19 protein-coding genes are annotated in these 23,679 nt (G+C 75.8%); 5 read left to right on the top strand and 14 right to left on the bottom strand.

Annotated elements, in window-relative coordinates; all coding sequences use genetic code 11:
* Window positions 1-140: 140 nt before the first annotated feature.
* The 3 genes from dnaG to dusB are packed head-to-tail and all read right to left on the bottom strand — an operon-like array spanning window position 141 to window position 4,756.
* Window positions 141-2,084, bottom strand: a complete 1,944-nt coding sequence (gene dnaG / locus WDV86_RS12945; protein WP_339568050.1) for a DNA primase — start codon at window positions 2,082-2,084, stop codon at window positions 141-143.
* A 54-nt stretch (window positions 2,085-2,138) separates the two neighbouring features.
* Window positions 2,139-3,482: a deoxyguanosinetriphosphate triphosphohydrolase gene (locus WDV86_RS12940; RefSeq protein WP_339568049.1), complete on the bottom strand. Its 1,344-nt coding sequence runs from the start codon at window positions 3,480-3,482 to the stop codon at window positions 2,139-2,141.
* Entirely contained in the window at window positions 3,479-4,756 is a 1,278-nt protein-coding gene (gene dusB / locus WDV86_RS12935; protein ID WP_339568048.1) for a tRNA dihydrouridine synthase DusB, read from the bottom strand. The genes WDV86_RS12940 and dusB overlap by 4 nt, the downstream gene beginning before the upstream one ends.
* Window positions 4,757-4,931: 175 nt before the next feature.
* Here dusB and WDV86_RS12930 point away from each other — a divergent pair, with 175 nt between their 5' ends.
* The gene (locus WDV86_RS12930; protein ID WP_339568047.1) at window positions 4,932-7,622 is read left to right on the top strand and encodes a M14 family zinc carboxypeptidase; all 2,691 of its coding nucleotides are present in this window, start codon (window positions 4,932-4,934) and stop codon (window positions 7,620-7,622) included.
* A gap of 63 nt (window positions 7,623-7,685) precedes the next feature.
* Here the strand turns inward: WDV86_RS12930 and WDV86_RS12925 are convergent, their stop codons facing one another.
* Entirely contained in the window at window positions 7,686-9,068 is a 1,383-nt protein-coding gene (locus WDV86_RS12925; RefSeq protein WP_339568046.1) for a glycine--tRNA ligase, read from the bottom strand.
* Window positions 9,069-9,266: 198 nt separating this feature from the next.
* Here WDV86_RS12925 and WDV86_RS12920 point away from each other — a divergent pair, with 198 nt between their 5' ends.
* From WDV86_RS12920 to WDV86_RS12905, 4 genes are read left to right on the top strand one after another with little or no spacing between them, the layout of a single operon-like run.
* Complete coding sequence (locus WDV86_RS12920) at window positions 9,267-10,334, top strand: metal ABC transporter substrate-binding protein (RefSeq protein WP_339568045.1); 1,068 nt, start codon at window positions 9,267-9,269, stop codon at window positions 10,332-10,334.
* Window positions 10,331-11,203 (top strand): metal ABC transporter ATP-binding protein, encoded by an 873-nt coding sequence (locus tag WDV86_RS12915; protein WP_339568044.1) that lies wholly within the window; start codon window positions 10,331-10,333, stop codon window positions 11,201-11,203. Before WDV86_RS12920 ends, WDV86_RS12915 begins: the two co-directional genes overlap by 4 nt.
* On the top strand, window positions 11,196-12,167 hold the full coding sequence (locus WDV86_RS12910; protein WP_339568043.1) for a metal ABC transporter permease: 972 nt from the start codon (window positions 11,196-11,198) through the stop codon (window positions 12,165-12,167). The genes WDV86_RS12915 and WDV86_RS12910 overlap by 8 nt, the downstream gene beginning before the upstream one ends.
* Window positions 12,164-12,583 carry a Fur family transcriptional regulator gene (locus WDV86_RS12905; protein ID WP_339568042.1) on the top strand — a complete coding sequence of 140 codons (420 nt, stop codon included), beginning with the start codon at window positions 12,164-12,166 and terminating at the stop codon, window positions 12,581-12,583. Before WDV86_RS12910 ends, WDV86_RS12905 begins: the two co-directional genes overlap by 4 nt.
* 19 nt (window positions 12,584-12,602) lie before the next feature.
* On the opposite strand, the gene WDV86_RS12900 is transcribed toward WDV86_RS12905, so the two are convergent.
* From WDV86_RS12900 to hrcA, 10 genes are all read right to left on the bottom strand, one after another.
* On the bottom strand, window positions 12,603-13,421 hold the full coding sequence (locus tag WDV86_RS12900) for an isoprenyl transferase (RefSeq protein ID WP_339568041.1): 819 nt from the start codon (window positions 13,419-13,421) through the stop codon (window positions 12,603-12,605).
* Window positions 13,418-14,293 (bottom strand): DNA repair protein RecO, encoded by an 876-nt coding sequence (gene recO, locus WDV86_RS12895; RefSeq protein WP_339568040.1) that lies wholly within the window; start codon window positions 14,291-14,293, stop codon window positions 13,418-13,420. Before recO ends, WDV86_RS12900 begins: the two co-directional genes overlap by 4 nt.
* 102 nt (window positions 14,294-14,395) lie before the next feature.
* The gene (locus tag WDV86_RS12890; RefSeq protein ID WP_339568039.1) at window positions 14,396-16,054 is read right to left on the bottom strand and encodes a GGDEF domain-containing protein; all 1,659 of its coding nucleotides are present in this window, start codon (window positions 16,052-16,054) and stop codon (window positions 14,396-14,398) included.
* 158 nt (window positions 16,055-16,212) lie between these two features.
* Complete coding sequence (gene leuA / locus WDV86_RS12885; RefSeq protein WP_339568038.1) at window positions 16,213-18,003, bottom strand: 2-isopropylmalate synthase; 1,791 nt, start codon at window positions 18,001-18,003, stop codon at window positions 16,213-16,215.
* A gap of 200 nt (window positions 18,004-18,203) precedes the next feature.
* Window positions 18,204-19,139 (bottom strand): GTPase Era, encoded by a 936-nt coding sequence (gene era / locus WDV86_RS12880; RefSeq protein WP_445263081.1) that lies wholly within the window; start codon window positions 19,137-19,139, stop codon window positions 18,204-18,206.
* 68 nt (window positions 19,140-19,207) lie between these two features.
* Window positions 19,208-19,663 carry an rRNA maturation RNase YbeY gene (gene ybeY / locus WDV86_RS12875; RefSeq protein ID WP_339568036.1) on the bottom strand — a complete coding sequence of 152 codons (456 nt, stop codon included), beginning with the start codon at window positions 19,661-19,663 and terminating at the stop codon, window positions 19,208-19,210.
* Entirely contained in the window at window positions 19,660-20,790 is a 1,131-nt protein-coding gene (locus tag WDV86_RS12870) for a PhoH family protein (protein WP_339568035.1), read from the bottom strand. Before WDV86_RS12870 ends, ybeY begins: the two co-directional genes overlap by 4 nt.
* A gap of 91 nt (window positions 20,791-20,881) precedes the next feature.
* Window positions 20,882-21,286, bottom strand: a complete 405-nt coding sequence (locus WDV86_RS12865) for an HIT domain-containing protein (RefSeq protein ID WP_339568034.1) — start codon at window positions 21,284-21,286, stop codon at window positions 20,882-20,884.
* Between the two features lie 154 nt (window positions 21,287-21,440).
* The gene (gene dnaJ, locus WDV86_RS12860) at window positions 21,441-22,550 is read right to left on the bottom strand and encodes a molecular chaperone DnaJ (RefSeq protein WP_339568033.1); all 1,110 of its coding nucleotides are present in this window, start codon (window positions 22,548-22,550) and stop codon (window positions 21,441-21,443) included.
* Window positions 22,551-22,633: 83 nt separating this feature from the next.
* On the bottom strand, window positions 22,634-23,665 hold the full coding sequence (gene hrcA / locus WDV86_RS12855) for a heat-inducible transcriptional repressor HrcA (RefSeq protein WP_339568032.1): 1,032 nt from the start codon (window positions 23,663-23,665) through the stop codon (window positions 22,634-22,636).
* Between the last annotated feature and the right edge of the window lie 14 nt (window positions 23,666-23,679).

Here is a 23,679-nt window from a genome sequence, read left to right as displayed (position 1 = left end):
GGTTCGAGCGGGGTCGAGGCTACCAGGACGTATCGGGCCGGCCGTCGCCGTTCTTGAGCGCTGGCGGGCGCGTCGTCGCGGCCGCTGCGAGGCCCGGCTGCCGGACGCCGTAGGTCGTGGCGCTGAAGCCACTCAGGCGCTCAGGCGCTCTCGGCCCGCAGGCGCTGCAGCTGCGCCGTGATGGCCGCGGCGTGCGCCCACAGCTCGCCCGCACCGGCGACGTCCCCGGCTGCCTCGGCCCGCTGGGCCCGGCCGGTGACCTCGCCGGACTCGCGCAGCAGGCCCCGCAGCTCCAGCTCGCGCAGGGCGGCGGCCGCCAGCCGACCTGCTCCCTCGCCGGGGCGGAGCATCATCGGGGCGACGGCGAGCTCCTCGACGTAGGGCCGCAGCGACTCCCCCGCCGTCTCGCGGACCTGCCCGGTCCAGCCGGTGCCGGCGGCGGCGAGACCGCCGACGGCCCGGACGACCTCGTGGACGGCGCGGTGCGCGGGCACGGCGAAGGCGTCGGCCGGCAGGGCGTCGAAGCGGGCGGCGTCCACGTCGCCCGGGGCCTGCAGGAGCGCCTGCAGCAGCTCACGCTCCAGCCGCACGACGGGGTCGCGGGGGTCGGGCGGCGTCGGTCGCGGGAGGGAGGGGGCGTCGCGCCCCGGGCCCTGGTCGCGGGCGACGTCACCGCGCTCCCGGCCGCGGGCGTGGTCGCGGCGCTGGTCGGGACGGGAGCCTCCCCCACCGTCCCCACGACCGGCAGCCCCCCTGCCGACGCCGGCGACCGCACGGCGGACCTCCTCGACGTCCATGCCGAGCCAGCCCGAGAGCCGCCGGGCGTACTCCGGACGCAGCGACGGGTCCTTGATGCCGGCGACGACGGGGGCGGCGGCCCGCATGGCCGCCACCCGGCCCTCGGCCGTGTCGAGGTCGAAGCGCTCCAGCGTGCTGCGCAACGCGAACTCGAACAGCGGGATGCGCGAGGCGACGAGGTCGACGACGGCCTCGGGGCCCCGCTCCAGGCGCAGGTCGCAGGGGTCAAGCCCGGTCGGCTCGACGGCGACGAAGGTCGAGGCGGTGAAGCGCTGGTCCTCCTCGAAGGCCCGCAGCGCCGCCTTCTGCCCGGCGGCGTCGCCGTCGAAGGTGAAGACGACCTCGCCGCGGAAGGCGTCGTCGTCCATGAGCAGGCGCCGCACGGAGCGGATGTGCTCGGGCCCGAACGCCGTGCCGCACGTCGCGACGGCGGTGGGGACGCCGGAGAGGTGGCACGCCATCACGTCGGTGTAGCCCTCGACGAAGACGACCTGGCGGCGGCGGGCGATCTCGCGCTTGGCGAGGTCGAGGCCGTAGAGGACGGTCGACTTGTCGTACAGCGGCGTCTGCGGGGTGTTGAGGTACTTCGGGCCCTGGTCGGACTCGAGCAGGCGGCGCGCGCCGAAGCCGATCGTGGCCCCTGCGACGTCGCGGATCGGCCAGACGAGCCGCCCGCGGAAGCGGTCGTAGACCCGGTCGCCGGACTGCGCGCGGCTCATGAGGCCGGCGGTGGCCAGCTCGCCGTCGCGGTAGCCCTTGCCGCGCAGGTGCTGCAGCAGCGCGTCCCAGCCCTCGGGGGCGAAGCCGACGCCGAACTGCTGGGCGGCCGCCCGGTCGAAGCCCCGCTCGGCGAGGAAGCGGCGGGCCACCTGGGCGCCCGGCGTCGCCAGCTGCTCGGTGAAGAAGTCTGCCGCGACGCGGTGGGCGTCGAGCATGCGCTGCCGCTCGCCGACGTCCTGGCGCCGCGGGCCGCCGCTGCCCTCCTCGTAGCGGAGCTCGACGCCGACGCGCACGGCGAGGCGCTCGACGACCTCGGGGAAGGTCTGGTGGTCCATCTCCTGCAGGAACCGGAAGACGTCGCCGCCCGCGCCGCACCCGAAGCACTTGTAGAAGCCGACCGCCGGGCGCACGTGGAAGGACGGCGAGCGCTCGTCGTGGAAGGGGCACAGCCCCTTGAGCGACCCCGCCCCCGCGGGCTTGAGGGTGACGTACTCGCCGACGACCTCGTCGAGCCGGGTCTGCGCGCGGACGGCCTCGACGTCCTCGCTGCGGATGCGTCCCGGCACGGCCCGAGTCTAGGTCCGGCGACCGGCGTGGCCGCGCTCGTCCACAGGTGAGGCTCAGCGCACGAGACGCTCGTGCCAGGCGGCGGCGCTGACGTCGGTGAGCGCGGCGACCTGGTCGACGACGACGCGCAGGCGGGCGTCGTCGCCGTCCGCGGCGGCGAGGTCGGCGGCGTAGGCCGGCTCGAAGACCTCGGGGCCGCGGGAGCAGAGGGCGTCGACGAGCTCGGCGAGGAGCTCGCGCTGGTGGACGTACACGGGCTGGCGGTCCCCGGCCTCGACGACGAACAGCGCCGAGAGGCCCTTGAGGGCCGCGATCTCGGCGAGGGTCTCCTCCGGGACGACGACGTCGGCGTCGTAGCGCACGAGCGGCAGGCGCCCGTGCGCGGCGTGCGTCGCCCGGCGTGCCGCGTCGACGAACCGCCCGACGAGCTGGCTCGTCATGTCCTTGAGCGCGGCGAGCGCGGCGCGGTCCAGCGCCGTGCGGCCCACCCACTCCGGGGAGGCCGCGAGCCGCAGCAGGCCCTCCTCGACCGAGGCGGCCTCGACGCCGTGCCAGCGCGCGACGACCTGGGCGACGAGCGCGCGCTGACCGGGGTCGGCGACGACGCCCAGGTCCAGCCGACCCGCGACGACGGCGTCCTCGACGTCGTGGACGCTGTAGGCGATGTCGTCGGCGAGGTCCATCACCTGCGCCTCCAGGCAGCGCCGCCGGGCCGGCGCGTCCTCGCGCAACCAGGTGAAGACCTCGTCGTCGCCGTCCGGGCCGCCGTAGACGCCGTACTTGCCCGCCGCCGGACCGGCCGGGTCCCCCGGCGCCTGGCCGGCGTGCCAGGGGTACTTCACGACGGCGTCGAGGCTCGCGCGGGTCAGGTTGAGCCCGCCGCTGCGACCGGTGCGGAGGTCGACGACCTTCGGCTCCAGCCGGGTGAGCAGCCGCAGGGTCTGGGCGTTGCCCTCGAAGCCGCCGATGCCCGCGGCGGCCTCGGCGAGCGCCCGCTCCCCGTTGTGCCCGAACGGCGGGTGGCCGAGGTCGTGCGCGAGGCAGGCGGTCTCGACGACGTCGGGGTCGCAGCCGAAGGAGGAGGCGAGCTCGCGCCCCACCTGGGCGACCTCGAGGCTGTGGGTCAGCCGGGTGCGGACGAAGTCGTCGCTGCCGGGGCCGACGACCTGGGTCTTGCCGCCGAGACGGCGCAGCGCCGAGGAGTGCAGCACCCGGGCGCGGTCGCGGGCGAAGTCACCGCGCGCCGCGCTCTTGGGCGCCTCGGGCACGTGCCGGGCGCGGGCGTGCTCGGAGTAGCCGGGGACGCGCGCGTCGTCCTGGCGCACCCAGCCGGCGGGGGCAGGAGGACGGCCCGGCGCGCGGCCCGCAGGGGTGTCCTCGGCGTCGCGCACGCTCACCCGCCCGAGACCGACGCCTCGGCGTCGGCGACCATCCGGGCCGCCTCGCCCGTCAGCTCCCGGCTGTCGAGCCACTGGTGCGGCAGCGCCACGCGCTTGGTGGCGGCGGTGCGCCCCCGGGGGCCCTCGGCGTCGTCCCCGGGCCACGGCGCGTCGGGGTCCAGCTCGGCGAGCACCTCGGCGAGGGCGTCCAGGCTGGGCACGAGCGCGAGCCGCTGCCGCACGGACGAGCCGACGGGGAAGCCCTTGAGGTACCAGGCGACGTGCTTGCGGATCTCCCGGCAGGCACGGTCCTCGTCGACGTCGGTGACGTCGGAGAGCGGCTGGCCGACGCCGGCGCCGTGCTCGGCGGCGAGCAGGACGGCGTGGCGGTGCAGCATCGCGGCCACCTCGCCGAGGGTGGGGCGCACCCGCTCGGGGCGCCCGGCGAAGGCGGCGGCGAGGTCGGCGAACAGCCACGGCCGGCCGAGGCACCCACGCCCGACGACGACGCCGTCGCACCCCGTCTCGGCGACCATGCGGACGCCGTCCTCGCCGGACCAGACGTCGCCGTTGCCGAGGACGGGCACGGAGGTGACGGCCTCCTTCAGGCGGGCGATGCGGCTCCAGTCGGCGGTGCCGGAGTAGTACTGCTCGGCGGTGCGGGCGTGCAGCGCGACGGCGGCGGCGCCCTCGGCCTCGGCGGCGCGGCCGGCGTCGAGGTAGGTCTCGTGCTCGGCGTCGATGCCGACGCGCATCTTCACCGTGACGGGCACACCCGCAGGGGCCGCCGCCCGCACGGCCTCCCGGACGACGCTGGCGAACAGCGAGCTCTTCCAGGGCAGCGCCGCCCCGCCGCCGCGGCGGGTGACCTTGGCGACGGGGCACCCGAAGTTGAGGTCGACGTGGTCGGCGAGGTCGTCCTCGACGAGCACGCGGACGGCGGCGCCGACCGTCCTCGGCTCGACGCCGTACACCTGGGTGCTGCGCAGCCGGACCCCGGGCGCGTGGGCGACGAGGCGCAGCGACTCCTTCGTCCGCTCGACGAGCGCCCGCGACGTCACCATCTCCGAGACGAAAACGCCCTCGCCGCCGGCCGCCGCCATCTGCTCGCGGCACAGGGTCCGGTAGGCCTCGCCCGTGATGCCGGCCATGGGGGCGAGGACGACGGGCGTCGGCACCTCGTGCGGCCCGATCCGCAGCGGGCCGGCGGGCGACGACGACCGCTCCGGGCGCCCGTCGGCGACCGGGCCGTCGACAGGGCGCGGCGGGGCGGTCGCAGGGACGGCGGTCACCTCCCCATGGTGGCAGGCCCGGCGCTGCGGCCCCGCGCCCGTCCACCGGGGCGCCGGCCGGCGAGGCAGCCCCGGACCCGGCCGGTACGGAGATCTACGACGAGCGCACCGCGAGCGGCGTTCGCGTGCCACGGTGCGCCCTCACCTCCCCACCCCTCACCCGCCTGGAGCACCTGTGCACCCGAAGGTCTGCCGACGCACCGGCCTCGGCGCCGTCGCCGTCGCCGTCGCCCTGTCCTGCGCACCGGGCGCCGCAGCCGCCACGGAGAGCCGCGAGCGCACCTCGCGCTCCCTCGAGGCCCCCGCGTCCGCCGACGCCTTCCTGCGGGCCGGCCTGCCGGCCGCCACCCCCGAGGCGCCCGCGCGGCGTGCCAGCGCCGCCGGGGCCGCAGGCCCGCTCGCGACGCCCGCCCCCGGAGCGACCGCTGGGTCCGCCCTCGCGGCGGGCCCGAGCAGCTACCCGTCCCAGCCGCGGCTGCGGGTCTACCCGGACGAGCCCGCCGACGCCGCCGCCGCGCGCGGGGCCCTCGCCTACGACGAGATCGCCCCGCGCGTCCAGGCCCTGATGGACCGCAGCGCGTACGTCTCCGCCGAGGTCGTCGGCACCTCGACGCTCGGCCGCGAGCAGCTCCTCGTCACGCTCACCGCACCGGAGACGCCCACCGAGACCGCCCAGCAGACCGCCTGGCGCCAGGCGATGAAGGACGACGCCGAGGCCGCTGCCGCGGACGAGGCCTTCGCGGCCGGGTACAAGGTCCCCCTCTGGTTCAACAACAACATCCACGGCAACGAGGTCGAGGGCACCGACGCGAGCCTGGCGTGGATGGAGGACCTCGTGGACCGGGCCGAGGCCGGCGACGCCGAGGCGCTCGAGGTCCTCGCCACCAGCCGCCTCTACTTCACGATGTCCAACAACCCCGACGGCCGCGTCGCCGGGGCGCGCCGCACCGCCCTGGACCTCGACGCCAACCGCGACCACATCACCAACGCGACACCCGAGACCCGCACGACACGGGCGCTCGCGGACCGCCTCCAGCCGCTCTTCTTCAGCGACATCCACGGCTACACCCGCACCCTGCAGGTCGAGCCCTGCGGTCCGCCCCACGGGGAGAACTACGACTACGACCTCTTCCTGCCGCACGCCTACGCCTCGGCGCTGCGCATCGAGGCCGACGTCGCGGCGGCGGACATCCCCGGCAACGTGTACCGGGCGGAGGACGGCAGCCCGACGCCGGAGAACACCGGCCGCTTCACCATCCCCTACCGCGACACCCCGGTCGGCTGGGACGACTGGCCCCCCGTCTTCACGGCGCAGTACGTCGCCTACCAGGGCGCCGTCACCTCGACCGTGGAGCTGCCCCGGGGCACCGACGTGGCCACCAACATCACCATCGGCCGCCAGGTCATCACCTCGACCACCGACTACGTGCTCGAGAACCGGGCGGACATGCTGGCCAACCAGGTGGAGATCTTCCGGCGGGGCAGCGCCGGGGAGCCCCTGCGCACCCTGGGCGCCGACCCCGACCCGGCGACGGTCCCCGGCCCGGACCAGTGGGCGGAGCTGTGGGGGCCCGAGGACGTCTACCGCACCGACTTCCCCGACGCCTACGTCATCCGCGTCGGCGAGGACCAGCGGTCGGCGACTAACGCGGCGCGGCTGGTCGACACCCTCCTCGCCCACGGCGTCGAGGTGGGTCGGGTCCCTGGCCGTCACGAGGTGGACGGCGTCACCGTCGCCCCGGGCTCCTACCTCGTCGACATGCAGCAGCCGATGCGCGGGCTCGCGAACGCGCTGCTCGCGCCCGGCAGCGACATCAGCGACCGCGTGCCCTTCATGTACGACGTCTCGGCGTGGAGCCTGGGCGAGCTGTGGGGCGCCGACGTGGACACGGTCCAGGAGCTGCCCCGCACCTCGCGCGGGCGCAGCCTCGTCCGGGCGCGACCCGTCACGCAGGCCCGGGGCACGGCGTCCGTGCCCCGCGGCAGCGACCTGCGGCTCGCGCTCACGGGCCCCGCCGAGGTGCGCGCGCTCAACCGGCTGCTCGCCGACGAGGTACCCGTGGGCGTCCTGCCCGACGGCTCGGTCGTCCTCGACCAGAGCCGGCGGGCCGCCGCGGCCGCCGTCTCGCGGGCCGAGGGGGTCGCCTTCACCGAGGCCGACGACGTGACGCCGGGCGAGGACGGCGTGCCGCTGGCCCGGCCGCTGCGGGTGGCCTACACCACGTCCTCCTCCGTGCCGCTCGGCGGCGACGACCTGCTCTCCCTGGAGGCGCTGGGCTACGAGGACCCGCTGCGGGTGAGCGCGGCGACGCTGGCCAGCGGCGAGGCCTCGCTCGAGGACGTCGACGTGCTGTGGGTCGGCGCCGGGCTGTCCCGGGGCCCGCTGCCGGCCGAGGCCCTCGCCGAGCTGGAGGCCTTCGCGGCGGCGGGCGGCGACCTCGTCGGGCGCGGGACGGCGGCGACGGCGCTGGCGCAGCAGCTCGGCTACGTCGACGCCACGGCCGTCGCGGGCAACGGCTGGGGCAACGGCCTGCTGGCGGTCGAGACGCCGGCGGGCGGGCTGCTCGACGGCGTCGCGGAGGACCACGCCTTCGGCTACGCACCGGTCCACTTCACCGACCTCGGGGAGGGCGACGTCGTGGAGCAGACCTACGGCGACGACCCGCTCGTCGCCGGCCACTGGACGCCGCTGGACGCCGCCGGCGTCGGGGGGCCGGCTGCCGCCGCCGGGCAGCCCTCGGTCATCTCGGGCGAGAGCGAGGCCGGCGGGCGCGCCGTGCTCTTCGGGACCTACCCCACCTTCCGCGCGCACCCCGTCGGGATGCTCGACGACCTCGCGCGGGCCCTCGGCGTCGCCCAGGGCTGACGCCCGCGGCCGACGTCGGCCTCCTGCCCGGACACCGCCGGGCAGGAGGCCGACCGCCGGGGGTCAGGCCCCGACGAGGCGGGCGGCGAGGTAGCCCTCGACCTGGTCGAGCCCCACCCGCGTCTGCGTCATGGCGTCACGGTCGCGGACGGTCACGGCCTGGTCCTCGAGCGTGTCGAAGTCGACCGTCAGGCAGAACGGCGTGCCGATCTCGTCCTGACGGCGGTAGCGACGCCCGATGGCGCCCGCGTCGTCGAAGTCGACGTTCCAGTGCTGGCGCAGCTGCGCCGCGAGGTCACGGGCCTTCGGGGACAGGGCCTCCCCGCGCGAGAGCGGGAGGACGGCGGCCTTGACCGGCGCCAGGCGCGGGTCCAGGCGCAGGACGACACGCTTGTCGACGCCGCCCTTGGCGTTGGGCGCCTCGTCCTCGCAGTAGGCGTCGACGAGGAAGGCCATGAGCGAGCGCGTGAGGCCTGCCGCCGGCTCGATGACGTACGGCGTCCAACGCTCGCCCTTGGCCTGGTCGAAGTAGGACAGGTCGGTCCCGGAGTGCTCCGAGTGCGTCGAGAGGTCGAAGTCGGTGCGGTTGGCGACGCCCTCCAGCTCGCCCCACTCCGAGCCGGTGAAGCCGAAGCGGTACTCGATGTCGACGGTCCGCGTCGAGTAGTGCGAGAGCTTCTCCGCCGGGTGCTCGTAGTGGCGCAGGTTGTCCCGGTCGATGCCGAGCCCGACGTACCAGTCGGTGCGCGCGTCGATCCAGTACTGGTGCCAGCCCGCGTCGGTGCCCGGCTCGACGAAGAACTCCATCTCCATCTGCTCGAACTCGCGGGTGCGGAAGATGAAGTTGCCGGGAGTGATCTCGTTGCGGAAGGACTTGCCGATCTGGCCGATGCCGAAGGGCGGCTTGCGGCGCGAGGAGCCCATGACGTTGGCGAAGTTCACGAAGATGCCCTGCGCCGTCTCCGGGCGCAGGTAGTGCAGCCCGGACTCGTCCTCCACGGCACCGAGGTAGGTGCTCAGCATCATGTTGAAGTCCCGCGGCTCGGTCCACGCGCCGCGAGTGCCGCAGTTCGGGCAGGCGATCTCGGCCAGCCCCTCCGGCGGGCGGCCCTTCTTCTCCTCGAAGCCCTCCTCGAGGTGGTCGGCCCGGAAGCGGCGGTGGCAGGACTGGCACTCGGTCAGCGGGTCGGTGAAGACGCCGACGTGGCCGGAGGCGACCCACGTCTCGCGCGGGAGGATGACCGAGCTGTCGAGGCCGACGACGTCGTCGCGCCCGGTGACGACCGCCTTCCACCACTGCCGCTTGATGTTCTCCTTGAGCTCGACGCCCAGCGGTCCGTAGTCCCACGCCGAGCGGGTGCCGCCGTAGATCTCCCCGCTGGGGAAGACGAAACCCCGGCGCTTGCAGAGGCTGACGACGGTGTCGATCCGGGAGGGTGCGGCCACGCTGGTTCGCTCCAGGCTGCTCGAGGGCGGGTCGGGGTGGTCCCGCCGGTGCGCGGCGGCGGCCGGCGCTCGGGCGGCGCAGCCGGCGGCGGGCTGCCGGTCGGGTCTGCCGCGAGGGTATCGGCCCGACGGCGTGCCCCCGGTGCCGCTCGCCCCGCGGTGTTGACGCAGCCAAGGCCAACGGTGAGAATCGTCATCATGACCGCCCGACCGGCTCGTCTCGTCGCCCTGCCCCTCGCGGGCCTGCTCGTCCTCGCCGGCTGCGGCGCCGACGCCGGCTCGTCCACGACCGGCGCGGGCTCGACCCCGGCCGCCGGTGGCGCCACGGACGCCGACGTCGAGGTCGTCGCGAGCTTCTACCCGCTGCAGTGGCTCACCCAGCAGGTCGCCGGGGACCGCGCCGAGGTGGGGTCGCTGACGACGCCCGGCGTCGACCCGCACGACCTCGAGCTGGCGCCGCGGGACGTCGCGACGGCGCTGGACGCGGACCTGCTCGTCACCCTCGGAGGCTTCCAGCAGGCCGTCGACGCGGCGGCGCAGCAGCGCGGGGACGACCCGGTCGTCGACGTCGCCGCCGCGGCCGACCTCGAGGACTCCCCCGGCGCGCCGGAGGGCACCGACGACGGCGGCGGCGACGACCACGACCACGCGGACGACGACCACGCGGCCGACGACCACGACCACGGCGACGAGAGCCACGCCGACGAGCACGACCACGCCGAGGAGGGCCACGAGCACGCCCTGGCCGAGGACCCGCACTTCTGGCTCGACCCGGTGCGGATGCAGGCCGTCGCCGAGGTCGTGGCCCAGGGCCTCACCGACGTCGACCCCGACGGCGCCGACACCTACGCCGCCAACCTGGCCGACGTGCAGGCCGAGCTCGCCGCCGTCGACGAGGAGTACGCCACCGGCCTGGCGACCTGCGACAGCCGGGACCTCGTGACGGCCCACCAGGCCTTCGGCTACCTGGCCGAGCGCTACGACCTCACCCAGCGCGGCGTCACCGGCATCGGCGGCGGCACCGAGCCCACGACGGCCCGCCTCGCCGAGGTCGCCGACTTCGTCCGGGCGAACGACGTGCGGACGATCTACACCGAGACGCTGCTCAGCCCTGCGGTCGCCGAGACCGTCGCGAGCGAGACCGGCGCCGGCACCGCCGTCCTGGACACCCTCGAGGGCCTCACCGACGCCTCGCCCGGCGAGGACTACCCCGCCGTCATGCGGGCCGACCTGGAGACCTTGCGCGCGGGCCAGGGCTGCTCGTGACCACCGCCGACGGCCCCCCGCTGCTGCGCCTGCGCGGCGCCGGCTTCGGCTACGGCGACCGGGTCGTCGTGCACGACGTCGACCTCGAGGTCCGGCGCGGCGAGCGGGTCGCCCTCCTCGGCAGCAACGGCTCGGGCAAGACGACGCTGCTGCGCGGGGTGCTCGGCCTCGTCACGCGCACCGGCGGCACCGTCGAGGTCGACGGCCAGCCGGCACCCTCCCGGGCGAGCCGGCGCCGGACCGGGTACGTGCCGCAGGCGATGTCGGTCGGCGGCGGCGTCCCGACGACGGTCCGCGAGGTGGTCGCGACCGGTCGCCTGCCGCTGCGCCCGTTCTGGCGGCCCGCCGGACGGGCGGACCGCGACGCCGAGCGGGAGGCGCTGGAGGCCGTCGACATGGCCGAGCACGCCGACGAGGACGTCAACGAGCTCTCCGGCGGCCAGCAGCGCCGCGTCCTCATCGCGCGGGCGCTGGCCGCCCGTCCCGACCTGCTGGTCCTCGACGAGCCGCTCGCCGGGGTCGACGCCGCCAGCGGGCAGGCGCTCGCGCGGACCCTCGTCGACCTCGCCGACCACGACGTGACCCTCCTCGTCGTCACCCACGAGGTCGGGCCGCTGGAGGACGTCGTGGACCGGGCGCTGGTCCTGTCCTCCGGACGCCTCACCTACGACGGGCCGCTGGTCCCGCGCCTGGCCCGGTCCGAGGCGAGCCCGCTCGAGCACCAGGAGGTCTGCCACCACGACGACCGCCACCGCGACGACCACCGCGACGGCCGGGGCCGGGTCGGCCCGCGCGGCTGGGTGGACCACCCGCGGACCCACGCCGCCGTCGTCGGCGCGGACGACCACCCGGAGCGTCACGGTGCCTGAGGTCCTGCAGTACGACTTCATGGTGCGGGCGATGCTCGCCGCGGTGCTCGTGGGCCTGGCCGCGCCCACGGTCGGCGTCTTCCTCGTCCAGCGGCGCCTGTCGCTCATCGGCGACGGCATGGGGCACGTCGCGCTCACGGGCGTGGCGGTCGCCCTCGTCACGAACCAGGCCGAGGTGGAGGTCGCGCTCGTCCTCACCGTCCTCGCCGCGGTCGCCGTCGAGCTGCTGCGCCGCTACGGCCGCACCGCCGCCGACGTCGTCCTGGCGGTGCTCTTCTACGGCGGCATCGCGGGAGGCGTCGTCGTCATCTCCCTGGACGAGGGCGGCTCGACCGCGACGCTCAACACCTACCTCTTCGGCGCCATCACGACGACGTCGCGCGAGGACCTGCAGGTCTCCGCCGTCCTCGCCGTCGTAGTCCTCGTCACCGCGCTGGGGCTCGGACGTCGCCTGGCCGCCGTCAGCAGCGACGAGGAGCACGCCCGCGCCAGCGGGCTGCCCGTCACAGGTCTCAACGTGCTGCTCGGCGTCCTCACGGCCGTCACCGTCGTCCTGTCGATGCGGGTCGTCGGCCTGCTGCTCATCAGCGCGCTGATGATCCTGCCCGTCGCCGTCTCCCAGCAGCTGAGCCGCAGCTTCCGCGCGACGACCACCACCGCGATGGTGGTCGGGGTGGGCGCCAGCCTCGCCGGCGTCGTCGGCTCCTGGTACGCCGACACGCCCTCCGGCGGGACCATCGTGCTGCTGCTCATCGCCCTGTTCGTCCTCGCCGCGGCCGGCTCGGCCCTGCTGCGGCTCGGACGCTCGCGCGGGCACCGGCGGCGGGCCCGCGCCGCGGGCGGCGTCGACGGGTCACCGAGGCCCGGTGGCGGCGACGCCCCGGCCGGTCCGGCATCATCGGGTGCGGGCGGGCAGCGGCGAGGGACCGCGGACCGCGAGGTGAGCACCAGGACAGGAGCGTGACATCCGTGCCGCAGCAGCGGGTCCGGCGCGCGAGCCGCCAGCGTGACGCCGTCCAGGCCTCGCTGGCCAGCAGCGACGCCTTCCAGAGCGCCCAGGACCTCTACGCGACGCTGCGCGAGCAGGGCAACCCCATCGGGCTCGCGACGGTCTACCGCGCGCTGCAGGGCATGGTCGAGGACGACGAGGTCGACGTCCTGCGCACCGACGACGGCGAGGCGATCTACCGCCGGTGCAGCCCCACCCACCACCACCACCTCGTGTGCCGCAGCTGCGGCGCGACCGTCGAGGTCGAGGGCCCCGACGTCGAGGCCTGGGCCGCGCAGGTCGCCGCGGAGCACGGCTTCACCGCGCCCGACCACGTCGTCGAGGTCTTCGGGACCTGCGCGAGCTGCTCGGCGGCCCGCGACCAGCCCTGAGCCGCCGGCCGCGCCGCCCTCAGCCCGACGGCGCGGAGCGGTCCACCGCACCCCCGTACCGCCGCTCGCGGCCGGAGTAGAGCAGCACGGCGTCCCACAGCGTCCGACGGTCGACGTCGGGCCACAGCACGTCGAGGAAGACCATCTCGGCGTAGGCCGACTGCCACAGCAGGAAGTTGGACGTGCGCTGCTCCCCCGACGTCCGCAGGAACAGGTCGACGTCGGGCAGGTCAGGCTCGTCGAGGTACCGCGCCAGGGTGCGCTCGTCCACGCGCTCGGGGTCCAGCCGGCCGGCCGCCACCTCCCGGGCGACGGCCCGCGCGGCGTCGGCCACCTCCGCCCGGCCGCCGTAGTTGACGCACATCGTCAGCTGCAGCCGGTCGCAGCCCGCGGTGACCCGCTCGGCCTCCTCCAGCTCGCCGACCACGCTGCGCCACAGGCGGGTCCGGCGCCCGGACCAGCGCACCCGCACCCCCCAGGACGCCATCTGGTCCCGGCGGCGGCGCAGCACGTCGCGGTTGAAGCCCATGAGGAAGCGGACCTCCTCGGGCGACCGCTTCCAGTTCTCCGTGGAGAAGGCGTAGACCGAGACGTACTCCACGCCGATCTCCAGCGCGCCCGCGACGAGGTCGAGCAGCGCGGCCTCGCCGGCCTCGTGACCCGCGGTGCGCGGCAGCCCGCGCGCGTTGGCCCAGCGGCCGTTGCCGTCCATGACGACCGCGACGTGGCGCGGCACGGCCTCCGGCGGCAGCTCCGGCGGGCGCGCACCGCTCGGGTGCGGCGGCGGGGCCACCGGGGGCGGCGGCGGGGCGGCGCCGGCCCGGCGGCGCAGCCTCACGCCGGGCTCCCGGCCCGGACGTCCTGCGCCCCGGCCGCCTGGGCGCTCGTCACGACCTCGAGGGTGCGGGCGCCTGGGGCCGCAGGAGGAGGTGGCGGGGCCTCGGCGTCGTGCCCCTGCTCGCCCTCGCCGCGGTCGACGAGCGGCAGGGAGCGGACGGCGCGCTCGAGGTGCCACTGCAGGTAGGCGGCCACGAGGCCGCTGGCCTCGCGCCGCTCACGCCCGCCGCTGGCCTCGGCGACGTCCCAGGCCCCGGCCAGCAGCGCCCCGAGCAGCTGCAGCGTCGCGGCCGCGGGGGCGGCCGCCCCCGGCGGTCGGCAGGAGCGGCACACCGCGCCGCCGGCCGCGACGGCGAAGCCCCGGTGCGGCCCCGGCTCGCCGCACCGCGCGCAGGCGTCGAAGCTGGCGCCCCAGCCGGCGACGGCGAGCGAGCGCACGACGAAGGCGTCGAGGACCAGCCCCGGCGGGCGTCGCACGGGCGCGTGCGGCGGGCCGACCAGGGCCCGCAGCCCCCCGACGAGCAGGAGGAACTGCTGGGTGGCCGGCTCCCTCTCCTCGGGCGTGAGCCGCTCGGCCACCTCGAGCATCGCCGTCGCGGCGGTGTAGCGCGGGTAGTCCTGCCCCAGCGACCTCGCGTACGGGCCGAGCGTGAGGACCTGCGTGACGACGTCGAGGCTGCGCCCCTGGTGCAGCTGGACGTCGACGAGCATGCCCGGCTCCAGCCGGGCGCCGAAGCGGCTGCCGGTGCGGCGTACTCCCTTGGCGACGCCGCGGACCCGGCCGCAGGTGCGCGTGAGCAGCGTGATGACGCGGTCGGCCTCACCGATCTTCTGCGTGCGCAGGACGAGCGCCTCGTCGCGGTAGAGCTTCACGCCCCCAGTGTGGCCGCCTGCGACGTCGGGTCGGGTCAGGCCCCGCGGCCGCGCGCCGGCGCACCGGTGCGCGGCCTCCCGCCGTCGCCGCAGGCGTCGCCCTCAGCCGCCGCCGGGCACGAGGGGCGCGACCACGACCGGGGCTGGCTCCTCCAGCCCGCCGCCGCGGGGCTCGGGCAGGGACGCCTCGCGCGGAGGCGGCAGGTCGTCCCGGCTGACGCCGAGCACCACCCGGTCCCGACCGGCGTGCTTGGCGGCGTACAGCGCGGCGTCGGCCGACGCCAGCGCCGAGCCGACGCTCGAGCCGGGCTCCACCCCCACCGAGACCGTGACGGCGAGGCCGGCGCAGATCCCCTGCCAGTCCTCGGCGCGGACGGCCTCGAGCACGCGCTGGGCGATGCTCGTGGCCACCGTGGGGTCCCCGGCGACGAGGACGACGAACTCGTCGCCCCCGTAGCGGACGACGAGCTCGGAGGCACGGCAGGCCGAGGTCAGCAGGCCCGCGAGACGCACGAGCACGAGGTCGCCGACCTCGTGGGAGAACCGGTCGTTGACCTCCTTGAAGTGGTCGACGTCGACGAAGACGACGCCGAGCTCGGCGGGTGCGGCCTCGAGCGCCGCGACGAGGGCGCGACGGTTGCCGAGACCGGTGAGGGCGTCGGTGAGCGCGGTGCGGTGGACGCCGTCACGCTCGTCGAGGAGCCGGCGGACCTGGCGGCGCGACTCCAGCTCCGCCGTCCGCCCGGCGCTGTCACGCTGAAGCCGGCGCAGCAGCGCCCGGGCGTGCTCGCGGCCCCGGCCGACGGCCGGGTGGTCGCCGTGCTCGGCGACGTCGACGTCGACGAGGGCGTCCACGGCCACCCAGCGCCAGACGTCGCGCCGGCTGCGCCGACCGAGGCGCTCCGCCAGCTCCAGGCTGAGGCGGGCGGCGACCAGGTCTCCCGCGGCGAGCTGGTGGCGCCCCCGCACGACGAGGGCCACCAGGCGGTCCGTGCCGGCGGGGCTCAGGTGCTCGAGCAGGCTCGGGTCGCCCACGAGCGCCCAGGCCGCGTCGTCGGCCCCGAGCTCCTGCAGCGCCAGCGAGCAGTAGACGTCGGCCCGGACCGTCGCGGCGACGTCGCCCACCTCTGCTGCTGCCCGGCGCATCGCGAGGGCTCGCTCGGCGACGACGCGCTGGTGGCGCTCGACCTCGCCCTGCTCGCCGAGCAGCGCGGCGAGCCCGCCCCAGGCCGCGCGGACCGCGCACGCCTCCTCGACGGCCGTCGTCCGGTGCGGGTCGCGGGGGTCCACGAGACCGGCGAGCACCTGCTCGGCCGCCTCGTGCAGGTCGAGCGCCTCGAGGGTGACGCCGAGCGCCATGAGCGCCGACATCCGGTTGTAGCCGTCGACGCCGCCGTCGACGAGGTCGAGGCCCTCGGCCACCAGGTCCAGGGCGAGCGAGGTCCGGCCGAGCACGGTGCTGGCCTCGGCGAGCAGCGCCAGCGCCTTGGCTCGCCACAGCGGGTCCCCGCCGGCGAGGTCCAGGAGCTCCTGGCTCTGCTCGACCACCTCGACGTACCGGCCGAGCTCGCGCAGCGAGATCCCCCGGGAGTAGCAGAGGAAGCGCTCGGAGGCGACGTCGCCGACCGCCCGGACGAGCGCCAGCAGCTGGTCGCAGACGTCGACGGCCGCAGCGGGGTCGCCGTCGACGTAGTAGCGGTGCGCCCGGTCGCACAGCGGGTCCATCGGGCCGAAGGCGTGCACCGGCTCCAGCTCGCCCATCTCACCCCCGAAGTGGTGTCCCGAGGGGCCGCCGCCTGGCTGGTCGTCGCCCCGTCGTCGGGGCGGGTCCGGGCGGGCCCAGCGTCACTGTAGGGGCGTCGTCGCCGGAGGGACGGCGCCGCTCTGCGGGTCCAATCTACGACGGAGAGTCGTGCCCGTCACCCAGGGAGAGCAGAGGTCGGTGGCGCGGCCCGGTTGACGGCCGACAGGACCGCACGCAGCGACGCCACCACGGTGTTCGGGTCGATGCCGACCCCCCAGAGCACCCGGTCCCCGTGCACCGGGTCGGAGACCTCGCACTCGACGAAGGCGGCGGCGCGCGCGTCCCCGCCCTCGGACAGCGCGTGCTCGACGTAGTCGAGGACCCGCACCCCGACGCCCTCGGCCCGCAGGGCCTCGACGAGCGCGTCGATCGGGCCGTTGCCGAGCCCTCGCAGCACCCGGGGCTCGCCGCCGTCGGTGATGTCGACCTCGAGGCGGGCGGCGCCGTCGGCCTCGCTGCTCTGGCGCAGGGCGGTGAGGGCGAAGCGGCCCCACGCCCTCTCGGGGTCCGGGGCCGGCAGGTAGGCGTCCTCGAAGATGCTCCAGAGGGTCGCGGCGTCGACCTCGCCGCCGACCTCGTCGGTGCGCGCCTGCACGACGGCGGACAGCTCGACCTGCAGGCGCCTCGGCAGGTCGAGGTGGTGCTCGCTCTTCATGAGGTAGGCCACGCCGCCCTTGCCGGACTGGCTGTTGACGCGCACGACCGCCTCGTACGTGCGCCCGACGTCCTTGGGGTCCACCGGCAGGTACGGCACCGCCCAGGTGATCTCGTCGACGCCCCGCCCCTGCGCGGCCGCCCGGCGGTCCATGGCCTCGAGGCCCTTCTTGATGGCGTCCTGGTGGGAGCCGGAGAAGGCCGTGTACACGAGGTCGCCGCCGTAGGGGTGACGCTCGGGGACCGGGAGCTGGTTGCAGTACTCGACCGTGCGGCGCACCTCGTCGACGTCGGACAGGTCGACCATCGCGTCGACGCCCTGCGTGACGAGGTTCATCGCCAGCGTGACGAGGCAGACGTTGCCCGTCCGCTCGCCGTTGCCGAACAGGCAGCCCTCGACCCGGTCGGCGCCGGCCAGCAGGCCCAGCTCGGCGGCGGCGACGGCGGTGCCGCGGTCGTTGTGCGGGTGCAGGGACAGCACGACGCCGTCGCGCGGCACGAGGTGGCGGCCCATCCACTCGACGGCGTCGGCGTAGACGTTGGGCGAGGCCATCTCGACCGTCGCGGGCAGGTTGATGATGACCGGCCGCAGCGCCGAGGCCCCGAAGACCTCCAGCACCTCGTTGCAGACCCGCGCCGCGTACTCCAGCTCGGTGCCGGTGAAGGACTCCGGGGAGTACTCGTAGGTGATCTCGGTCTCGGGGACCGTCTCCTCGAGCTTGCGGCACAGCCGCGCCCCCTGCAGGGCGATGTCGAGGACGCCGTCCTCGTCGAGGCCGAAGACGACCTCGCGCTGCAGCACGGACGTGGAGTTGTAGAGGTGGACGATCGCCCGCGGGGCCCCGGCGATGGCCTCGTAGGTGCGGTGGATGAGGTGGTCCCGCGCCTGGGTGAGCACCTGGATCGTGACGTCGTCCGGGATGAGGCCGCCGTCGACGAGCTGGCGGACGAAGTCGAAGTCGGTCTGGCTCGCCGAGGGGAAGCCGACCTCGATCTCCTTGTAGCCCATGTCGACGAGCAGCTGGAACATCCGCAGCTTGCGGGCCGGGCTCATCGGGTCGATGAGGGCCTGGTTGCCGTCCCGCAGGTCGACGGCGCACCAGCGGGGCGCGCTGGTCTGCTGCCTGGCCGGCCAGGTCCGGTCGGGGAGCTCGACGCGGACCTGCTCGGAGAAGGGGCGGTAGCGGTGCACCGGCATGCCCGAGGGCTTCTGCGTCGAGGTGCGGTAGGAGCTGGGGCGCGGGTCGGTCATCTCGTCCTCGTCAGGTGGTGAGCGGGGCCCCCGGCCGGAGCCGGTCGGGCGTCGTCACCGGCGGCACAGCAGACTCCGCGACGAGGGGGCCGGTGGCTGCTACTGGCCCTCGCCGCGGCAGCCGAGGAGGAGGCTCACGCGCACGAGGGCACCCTACCCCCGCCGGCGCCGCGACCCGGCAGTCCGTCGACCCCGAGGCCTCAGAAGCCCAGCCGCGCCAGCTGCCGGGGGTCGCGCTGCCAGTCCTTGGCGACCTTGACGCGCAGGTCGAGCCAGACGGGGACGCCGAGCAGGGCCTCGACGCCCGCCCTCGCCTGCGTGCCGACCTCCTTGAGCCGGGCGCCGCGCCGCCCGATGACGATGCCCTTCTGGGACTCCCGCTCGACGAAGAGGTGCACGCGGACCTCGACCATGCCGTCGGCGCGGGGCTCGCCGTGCTCGTCCTCGCGCGGCAGCATCTCGTCGACGACGACGGCCAGGCTGTGCGGCAGCTCGTCGCGCACGCCCTCCAGGGCGGCCTCGCGGACGAGCTCGGCGACCATGACGGCCTCCGGCTCGTCGGTCAGCTCGCCACCGGGGTACATCGGCGGCCCCTCCGGCAGGTGCCCGAGCAGCACCTCCTCCACCACGTCGACCTGCTGGCCGCCCGTCGCCGAGACGGGCACGACGTCGGCCCACGGCCCGAGCTCGGCGACCTCGACGAGCTGGCGCGCGAGGCGGTCGCGGGGCACGAGGTCGGTCTTGGTCACGAGCGCGACGACGGGGACGGCGCGCCGGCCCTGCGCGAGCGGGGCCAGCTGCTCGGTGATCCACCGGTCGCCCGGGCCGACGGGCTGGTCGGCGGGCACGCAGAAGCCGATGACGTCGACCTCGGCCAGGGTCGCGAGGACGAGGTCGTTGAGCCGCTGCCCCAGCAGCGTGCGCGGCCGGTGCAGCCCGGGGGTGTCGACGAGCACGAGCTGGGCCTGCGGGCGGTGCAGCACCCCGCGGACGGTGTGGCGTGTCGTCTGCGGACGGCTCGAGGTGATGGCGACCTTCTGCCCCACGAGGGCGTTGGTCAACGTCGACTTGCCCGCGTTGGGCCGCCCGACGAAGCAGGCGAAGCCGCTGCGGTAGCCCGCGGGGACGTCCGGCATGGCCAGCGCGGACGCGGGGACGCCCGGCGGGGGGACGTCGTCCTCGTCGAGCGGGGAGCTGTGAGGGCTCACCGCCGCGTCCCGAGGTACTCCAGGAGCAGCTGGCGCTGGAGGGCGAACATGGCCCGCTCCTCCTCCGGCTCGGCGTGGTCGTAGCCGAGCAGGTGCAGCACGCCGTGGGTGGTCAGCAGCAGCAGCTCGTCGGCCGTGGAGTGCCCGGCGGCGCGGGCCTGGCGGGCCGCGACGTCGGGGCACAGGACGACGTCGCCGAGCAGCCCGGGCGGGCTCGGACGGTCCTCCGTGCCCGGCCGGAGCTCGTCCATGGGGAAGGACAGGACGTCGGTCGGCCCCTCCTCGCCCATGTGCTGCTCGTGCAGGGCGGCCATGGCCGCCTCCTCGACGAGCAGGACCGACAGCTCGGCCTGCGCGTGCACGTGGAGGGCGTCGAGCACGTGGCGCGCGAGGGAGCAGAGCTCGCGCTCGGCGACGTCGTGCGAGCTCTCGTTGGCGACCTCGACGCTCACGCGCCACCCCCGGCGGCGGGCCGGGCGGGCGGCCGCCGCGGGTCGCGCTGCTGGCCGGCGGGCGCGGGCGCGGCGTGGGCGGCGTCCCAGCGGCCGTAGGCCTCGACGATGTCGGCGACGAGCTTGTGCCGCACGACGTCCCCGGCGTCCAGGTGGGCGAAGGCGACGCCGTCGACCCCGTCGAGGACCTCCTGGACGACCCGCAGGCCCGACTGCGTCCCGCTGGGCAGGTCGACCTGCGTGACGTCACCGGTGATGACCATGGTCGAGCCGAAGCCGAGCCGGGTGAGGAACATCTTCATCTGCTCGGCGGAGGTGTTCTGCGCCTCGTCGAGGATGATGAAGGCGTCGTTGAGCGTCCGGCCGCGCATGTACGCCAGCGGCGCGACCTCGATGGTCCCGGCCGCCAGCAGCCGGGGCACCTGCTCGGGGTCGAGCATGTCCCCCAGCGCGTCGTACAGCGGCCGCAGGTAGGGGTCGATCTTCTCGGTGAGCGTCCCCGGCAGGAAGCCCAGCCGCTCCCCCGCCTCGACGGCCGGTCGGGTCAGGACGATGCGCGAGACCTGCTTGGTCTGCAGCGCCTGCACGGCCTTGGCCATCGCGAGGTAGGTCTTGCCCGTGCCCGCCGGGCCGATGCCGAAGACGACCGTCTCCGCCTCGATGGCCTCCACGTACCGCTTCTGCCCCAGCGTCTTGGGGCGGATGGTGCGTCCCCGCGAGGAGAGGACGTCGAGGGTGAGGACGTCGGCGGGGCGGACGCTCGTGGCCTGGCGCAGCATCGCGACGGATCGCTCGACGGCGTCGGGGGTCAGGACCTCCCCCGCGAGGACGACGGCCGACAGCTCGTCCACCAGGCGCTCCAGGAGCGCGACCTCGGCGGCCGGGCCGGTGGCCGTGACCTGGTCCCCCCGGACGTGCACGTCGAGGTCGGGGAACAGCCGCTCGACGAGCCGGAGCACGGCGTCACCGCTGCCCAGCAGCGCCGGCATGGGCACCTCCGGCGGCACGACGACGGTGTGGCGCGTGCGGTCGGTGGCCCGGGGCGTGCCCGCCGCTGCTGCCGACGGTCGGGAGGAGGGCTGGTCGGGCGAGACCCGGTGGGACGGCGTCAGGGGAGGCGGCGACATGGGCGGGCTGGGCGCCCTGGCTCCTCGCGGGCAGGCGCGCCTCCGGACGGCACGCGGGTCCGCACAGGGTAGCCCGCGGGCACCCGGCCGCTCAGACGTCGCCCTCCATCGTGCTGCCCGGGGCGGCGAGGACGTGGCCGTGCGCGTGGAAGACGGTCTGCCCGACGCTCGCGCCGGTGAAGAAGAACAGGCGGTGCTCACCGGCGGTCGCGCCGCCGTCGGCGGCGACACGGGCGCCGACGGCCACGAGCTCGGCGAGCACGGCGGGGGCCGCCGCCGCGAGCGAGACGACGTCGGGGTGGTGCGCACGAGGGACGACGAGCACGTGCAGCGGCGCCTTCGGGTCGATGTCACGGAAGGCGACCACGTCGTCGGTGCTCGCGACCAGCTCCGCGGGCACCTCCCCCGCGACGATGCCGCAGAAGAGGCAGCCCCCCTGCGCCGCGCGGTCGCTGGCCGGGGCGGGCTGCTGGCCGTGCTGCTCCGACCGGGTCATGAGGGGCACTGTAGGGCGCCTCGGTGTGGAGCCGGCCAGGTCGGCTGGAGAGACGGACGGGCGGTGCACGGGGCGCCCAGCTCTGCGACCTGCCACCGGGTGTGCTGACGCCCGACCACCCGCTGCCAGGCGCCGTCCCGATCTCCGCCGCGCGTCAGCGGCCGGAGAAGATGTCGCGCAGACGGCCGAAGACACCACCGCCCGCGCTGGTGAGGCGCCCCTCGGGGGCCTCCTCGCCGCGCAGCTCCGCCAGCTGGCGCAGCAGCTCCTCCTGGCGCTCGTCGAGCCGGGTGGGGGTCTGCACGTCCACGTGCACGAGCAGGTCGCCGCGCCCGCCGCCGCGCAGGTGCCCGACGCCGAGACCGCGCAGGGTGTGGACCTCGCCGGACTGGGTGCCGGGCCGCACGTCCACCCGCTGGCTGCCGTCGAGGGTGTCGACGGCGAGCTCGGTGCCCAGGGCCGCCGCCGTCATCGGCACCACGACGCTGCAGTGCAGGTCGTCGCCGCGGCGGGTGAAGGTCTCGTGCGGCTTCTCGACGACCTCGACGAAGAGGTCCCCGGGCGGGCCGCCGGCCGGGCCGACCTCACTCTGGCCGGCCAGCTGGATGCGGGTGCCGGTGCTGACACCGGGCGGCACCCGCACCGTCAGGTCGCGGCGCTCCTGGACGCGGCCCTCCCCGGCGCACTCCGGGCACGGCGAGGGGATCGTCGTCCCGAAGCCCTGGCACTGCGGGCACGGCGTCGTCGTCATGACCTGCCCGAGGAAGCTGCGGACCTGGCGCTGCACCTGGCCGCGACCGCCGCAGACGTCGCAGCGGCGGGGGGAGGAGCCCGGCGCGCAGCATGAGCCCGTGCAGGTGGGGCAGACCACGGCCGTGTCCACGGTGACCTTCCGGTCGGCGCCGAAGACGGCCTCCCACAGCGGCACCTCGACACGCACGAGGGCGTCCTGCCCGCGCCGGGCGCGGGTGCTCGGGCCTCGGCCGGCCCCTGCGGCGCCGCCGAAGAAGGTGTCGAAGATGTCGCTGAAGCCGAAGCCGCCGGTGCCGCCGCCGAAGCCGCCCATCTGCTCGCCGCGGTCGTAGGCCCGGCGCTTCTCCGGGTTGGACAGGACGTCGTAGGCCGCCGACACCGTCTTGAACTCGTCCGAGGCCCCCGGGTTGACGTCGGGGTGCAGCTTGCGCGCCAGCCGTCGGTAGGCCTTCTTGATGTCCTCCTGCGAGGCGTCGCGGGGCACGCCGAGGGCGTCGTAGTGGTCGCTCACCAGGTCTGCTCACTTCTCTCGGGGCCGGCTGCGGGGCCGGCCCTGCGGGTCCGTCGGCGCTGCGGCGCCTGGTCGGGCGCGGCTCAGCCGCCGATCATGCGGGAGACGTAGCGGGCCACCGCACGTACCGCGGCCATCGTCGTCGGGTAGTCCATCCTCGTGGGGCCGAGCACGCCGAGGTGGGCCACGACCTGCCCGCCGGAGGCGTACCCGCTGGTCACGACCGACGTCTCGGTCAGCCGCTCGTGCGCCAGCTCGCGGCCGATGCGCACCGCGACCCCGCCCGTGCCGGCGCCGGTGTCCTCCGCCATCTCCCCCAGCAGGCGCAGGAGCACCACTTGCTCCTCGATCGCCTCCAGCACCGGGGAGATGGACTGGGGGAAGTCCAGGCCCGAGCGCGCGAGGTTCGCCGTGCCGGCGAGCACCACCCGCTCCTCCCGCTCGGCCGACAGCGAGTCCTCGAGGGCACGCAGCACGGCCCGGACGACGTCGCGGTCGGCGGGGGCGAAGGTCTCCGGCAGCGAGGGCAGCACGGCGACGACGTCGGACAGGCGCCGGCCGGCGGCGGCGACGCCCAGAGCGGCCCGCATCCGGGCGACCAGCTCGTCGGGGACCTCCGAGGTCACCTCGACGGTGCGCTGCTCGACGCGCCCGGAGTCGGTGATGAGCACGAGCAGCATGCGCGGCCCGCCGAGGGGCACGAGCTCGACGTGGCGCACCGTGGCCCGGCTGAGCGAGGGGTACTGCACGACGGCGACCTGGCGGGTCAGGTGCGCGAGCGCCCGCACGGTGCGGGTGAGGACGTCGTCGAGGTCGGTGGCGTCGTCCAGGAGCGTGGAGATGGCGCGACGCTCGGCCGGGGACAGCGGCTTGACGGTGGCGATGCGGTCGACGAAGGCGCGGTAGCCCTTGTCCGTCGGCACCCGGCCGGCACTGGTGTGCGGCTGGGCGATGTAGCCCTCCTCCTCCAGGACGGCCATGTCGTTGCGGATCGTCGCCGGCGAGACCCCGAGGCTGTGCCGCTCGACGAGGACCTTCGAGCCGACCGGCTCCCGGGTCGCGACGTAGTCCTCGACGATGGCGCGCAGGACCGCGAGCCGCCGCTCGTCGCTCACCGGTGCACCTCCGC

Source organism: Pseudokineococcus sp. 1T1Z-3 (genome assembly GCF_037482365.1).
In the GTDB taxonomy this organism is placed as follows: Bacteria; Actinomycetota; Actinomycetes; order Actinomycetales; family Quadrisphaeraceae; genus Pseudokineococcus.
This window is presented reverse-complemented; position numbering and strand designations above follow the sequence as displayed.

What these genes read in the sequence shown, in the direction of transcription:
- WDV86_RS12920 (WP_339568045.1), top strand. Translation starts at nt 9,267, where the DNA reads ATGACCGCCCGACCGGCTCGTCTCGTCGCCCTGCCCCTCGCGGGCCTG.
- WDV86_RS12890 (WP_339568039.1), bottom strand. Translation starts at nt 16,054, where the DNA reads ATGGGCGAGCTGGAGCCGGTGCACGCCTTCGGCCCGATGGACCCGCTG.
- leuA (WP_339568038.1), bottom strand. Translation starts at nt 18,003, where the DNA reads ATGACCGACCCGCGCCCCAGCTCCTACCGCACCTCGACGCAGAAGCCC.
- WDV86_RS12865 (WP_339568034.1), bottom strand. Translation starts at nt 21,286, where the DNA reads ATGACCCGGTCGGAGCAGCACGGCCAGCAGCCCGCCCCGGCCAGCGAC.
- WDV86_RS12870 (WP_339568035.1), bottom strand. Translation starts at nt 20,790, where the DNA reads ATGTCGCCGCCTCCCCTGACGCCGTCCCACCGGGTCTCGCCCGACCAG.
- era (WP_445263081.1), bottom strand. Translation starts at nt 19,139, where the DNA reads ATGCCGGACGTCCCCGCGGGCTACCGCAGCGGCTTCGCCTGCTTCGTC.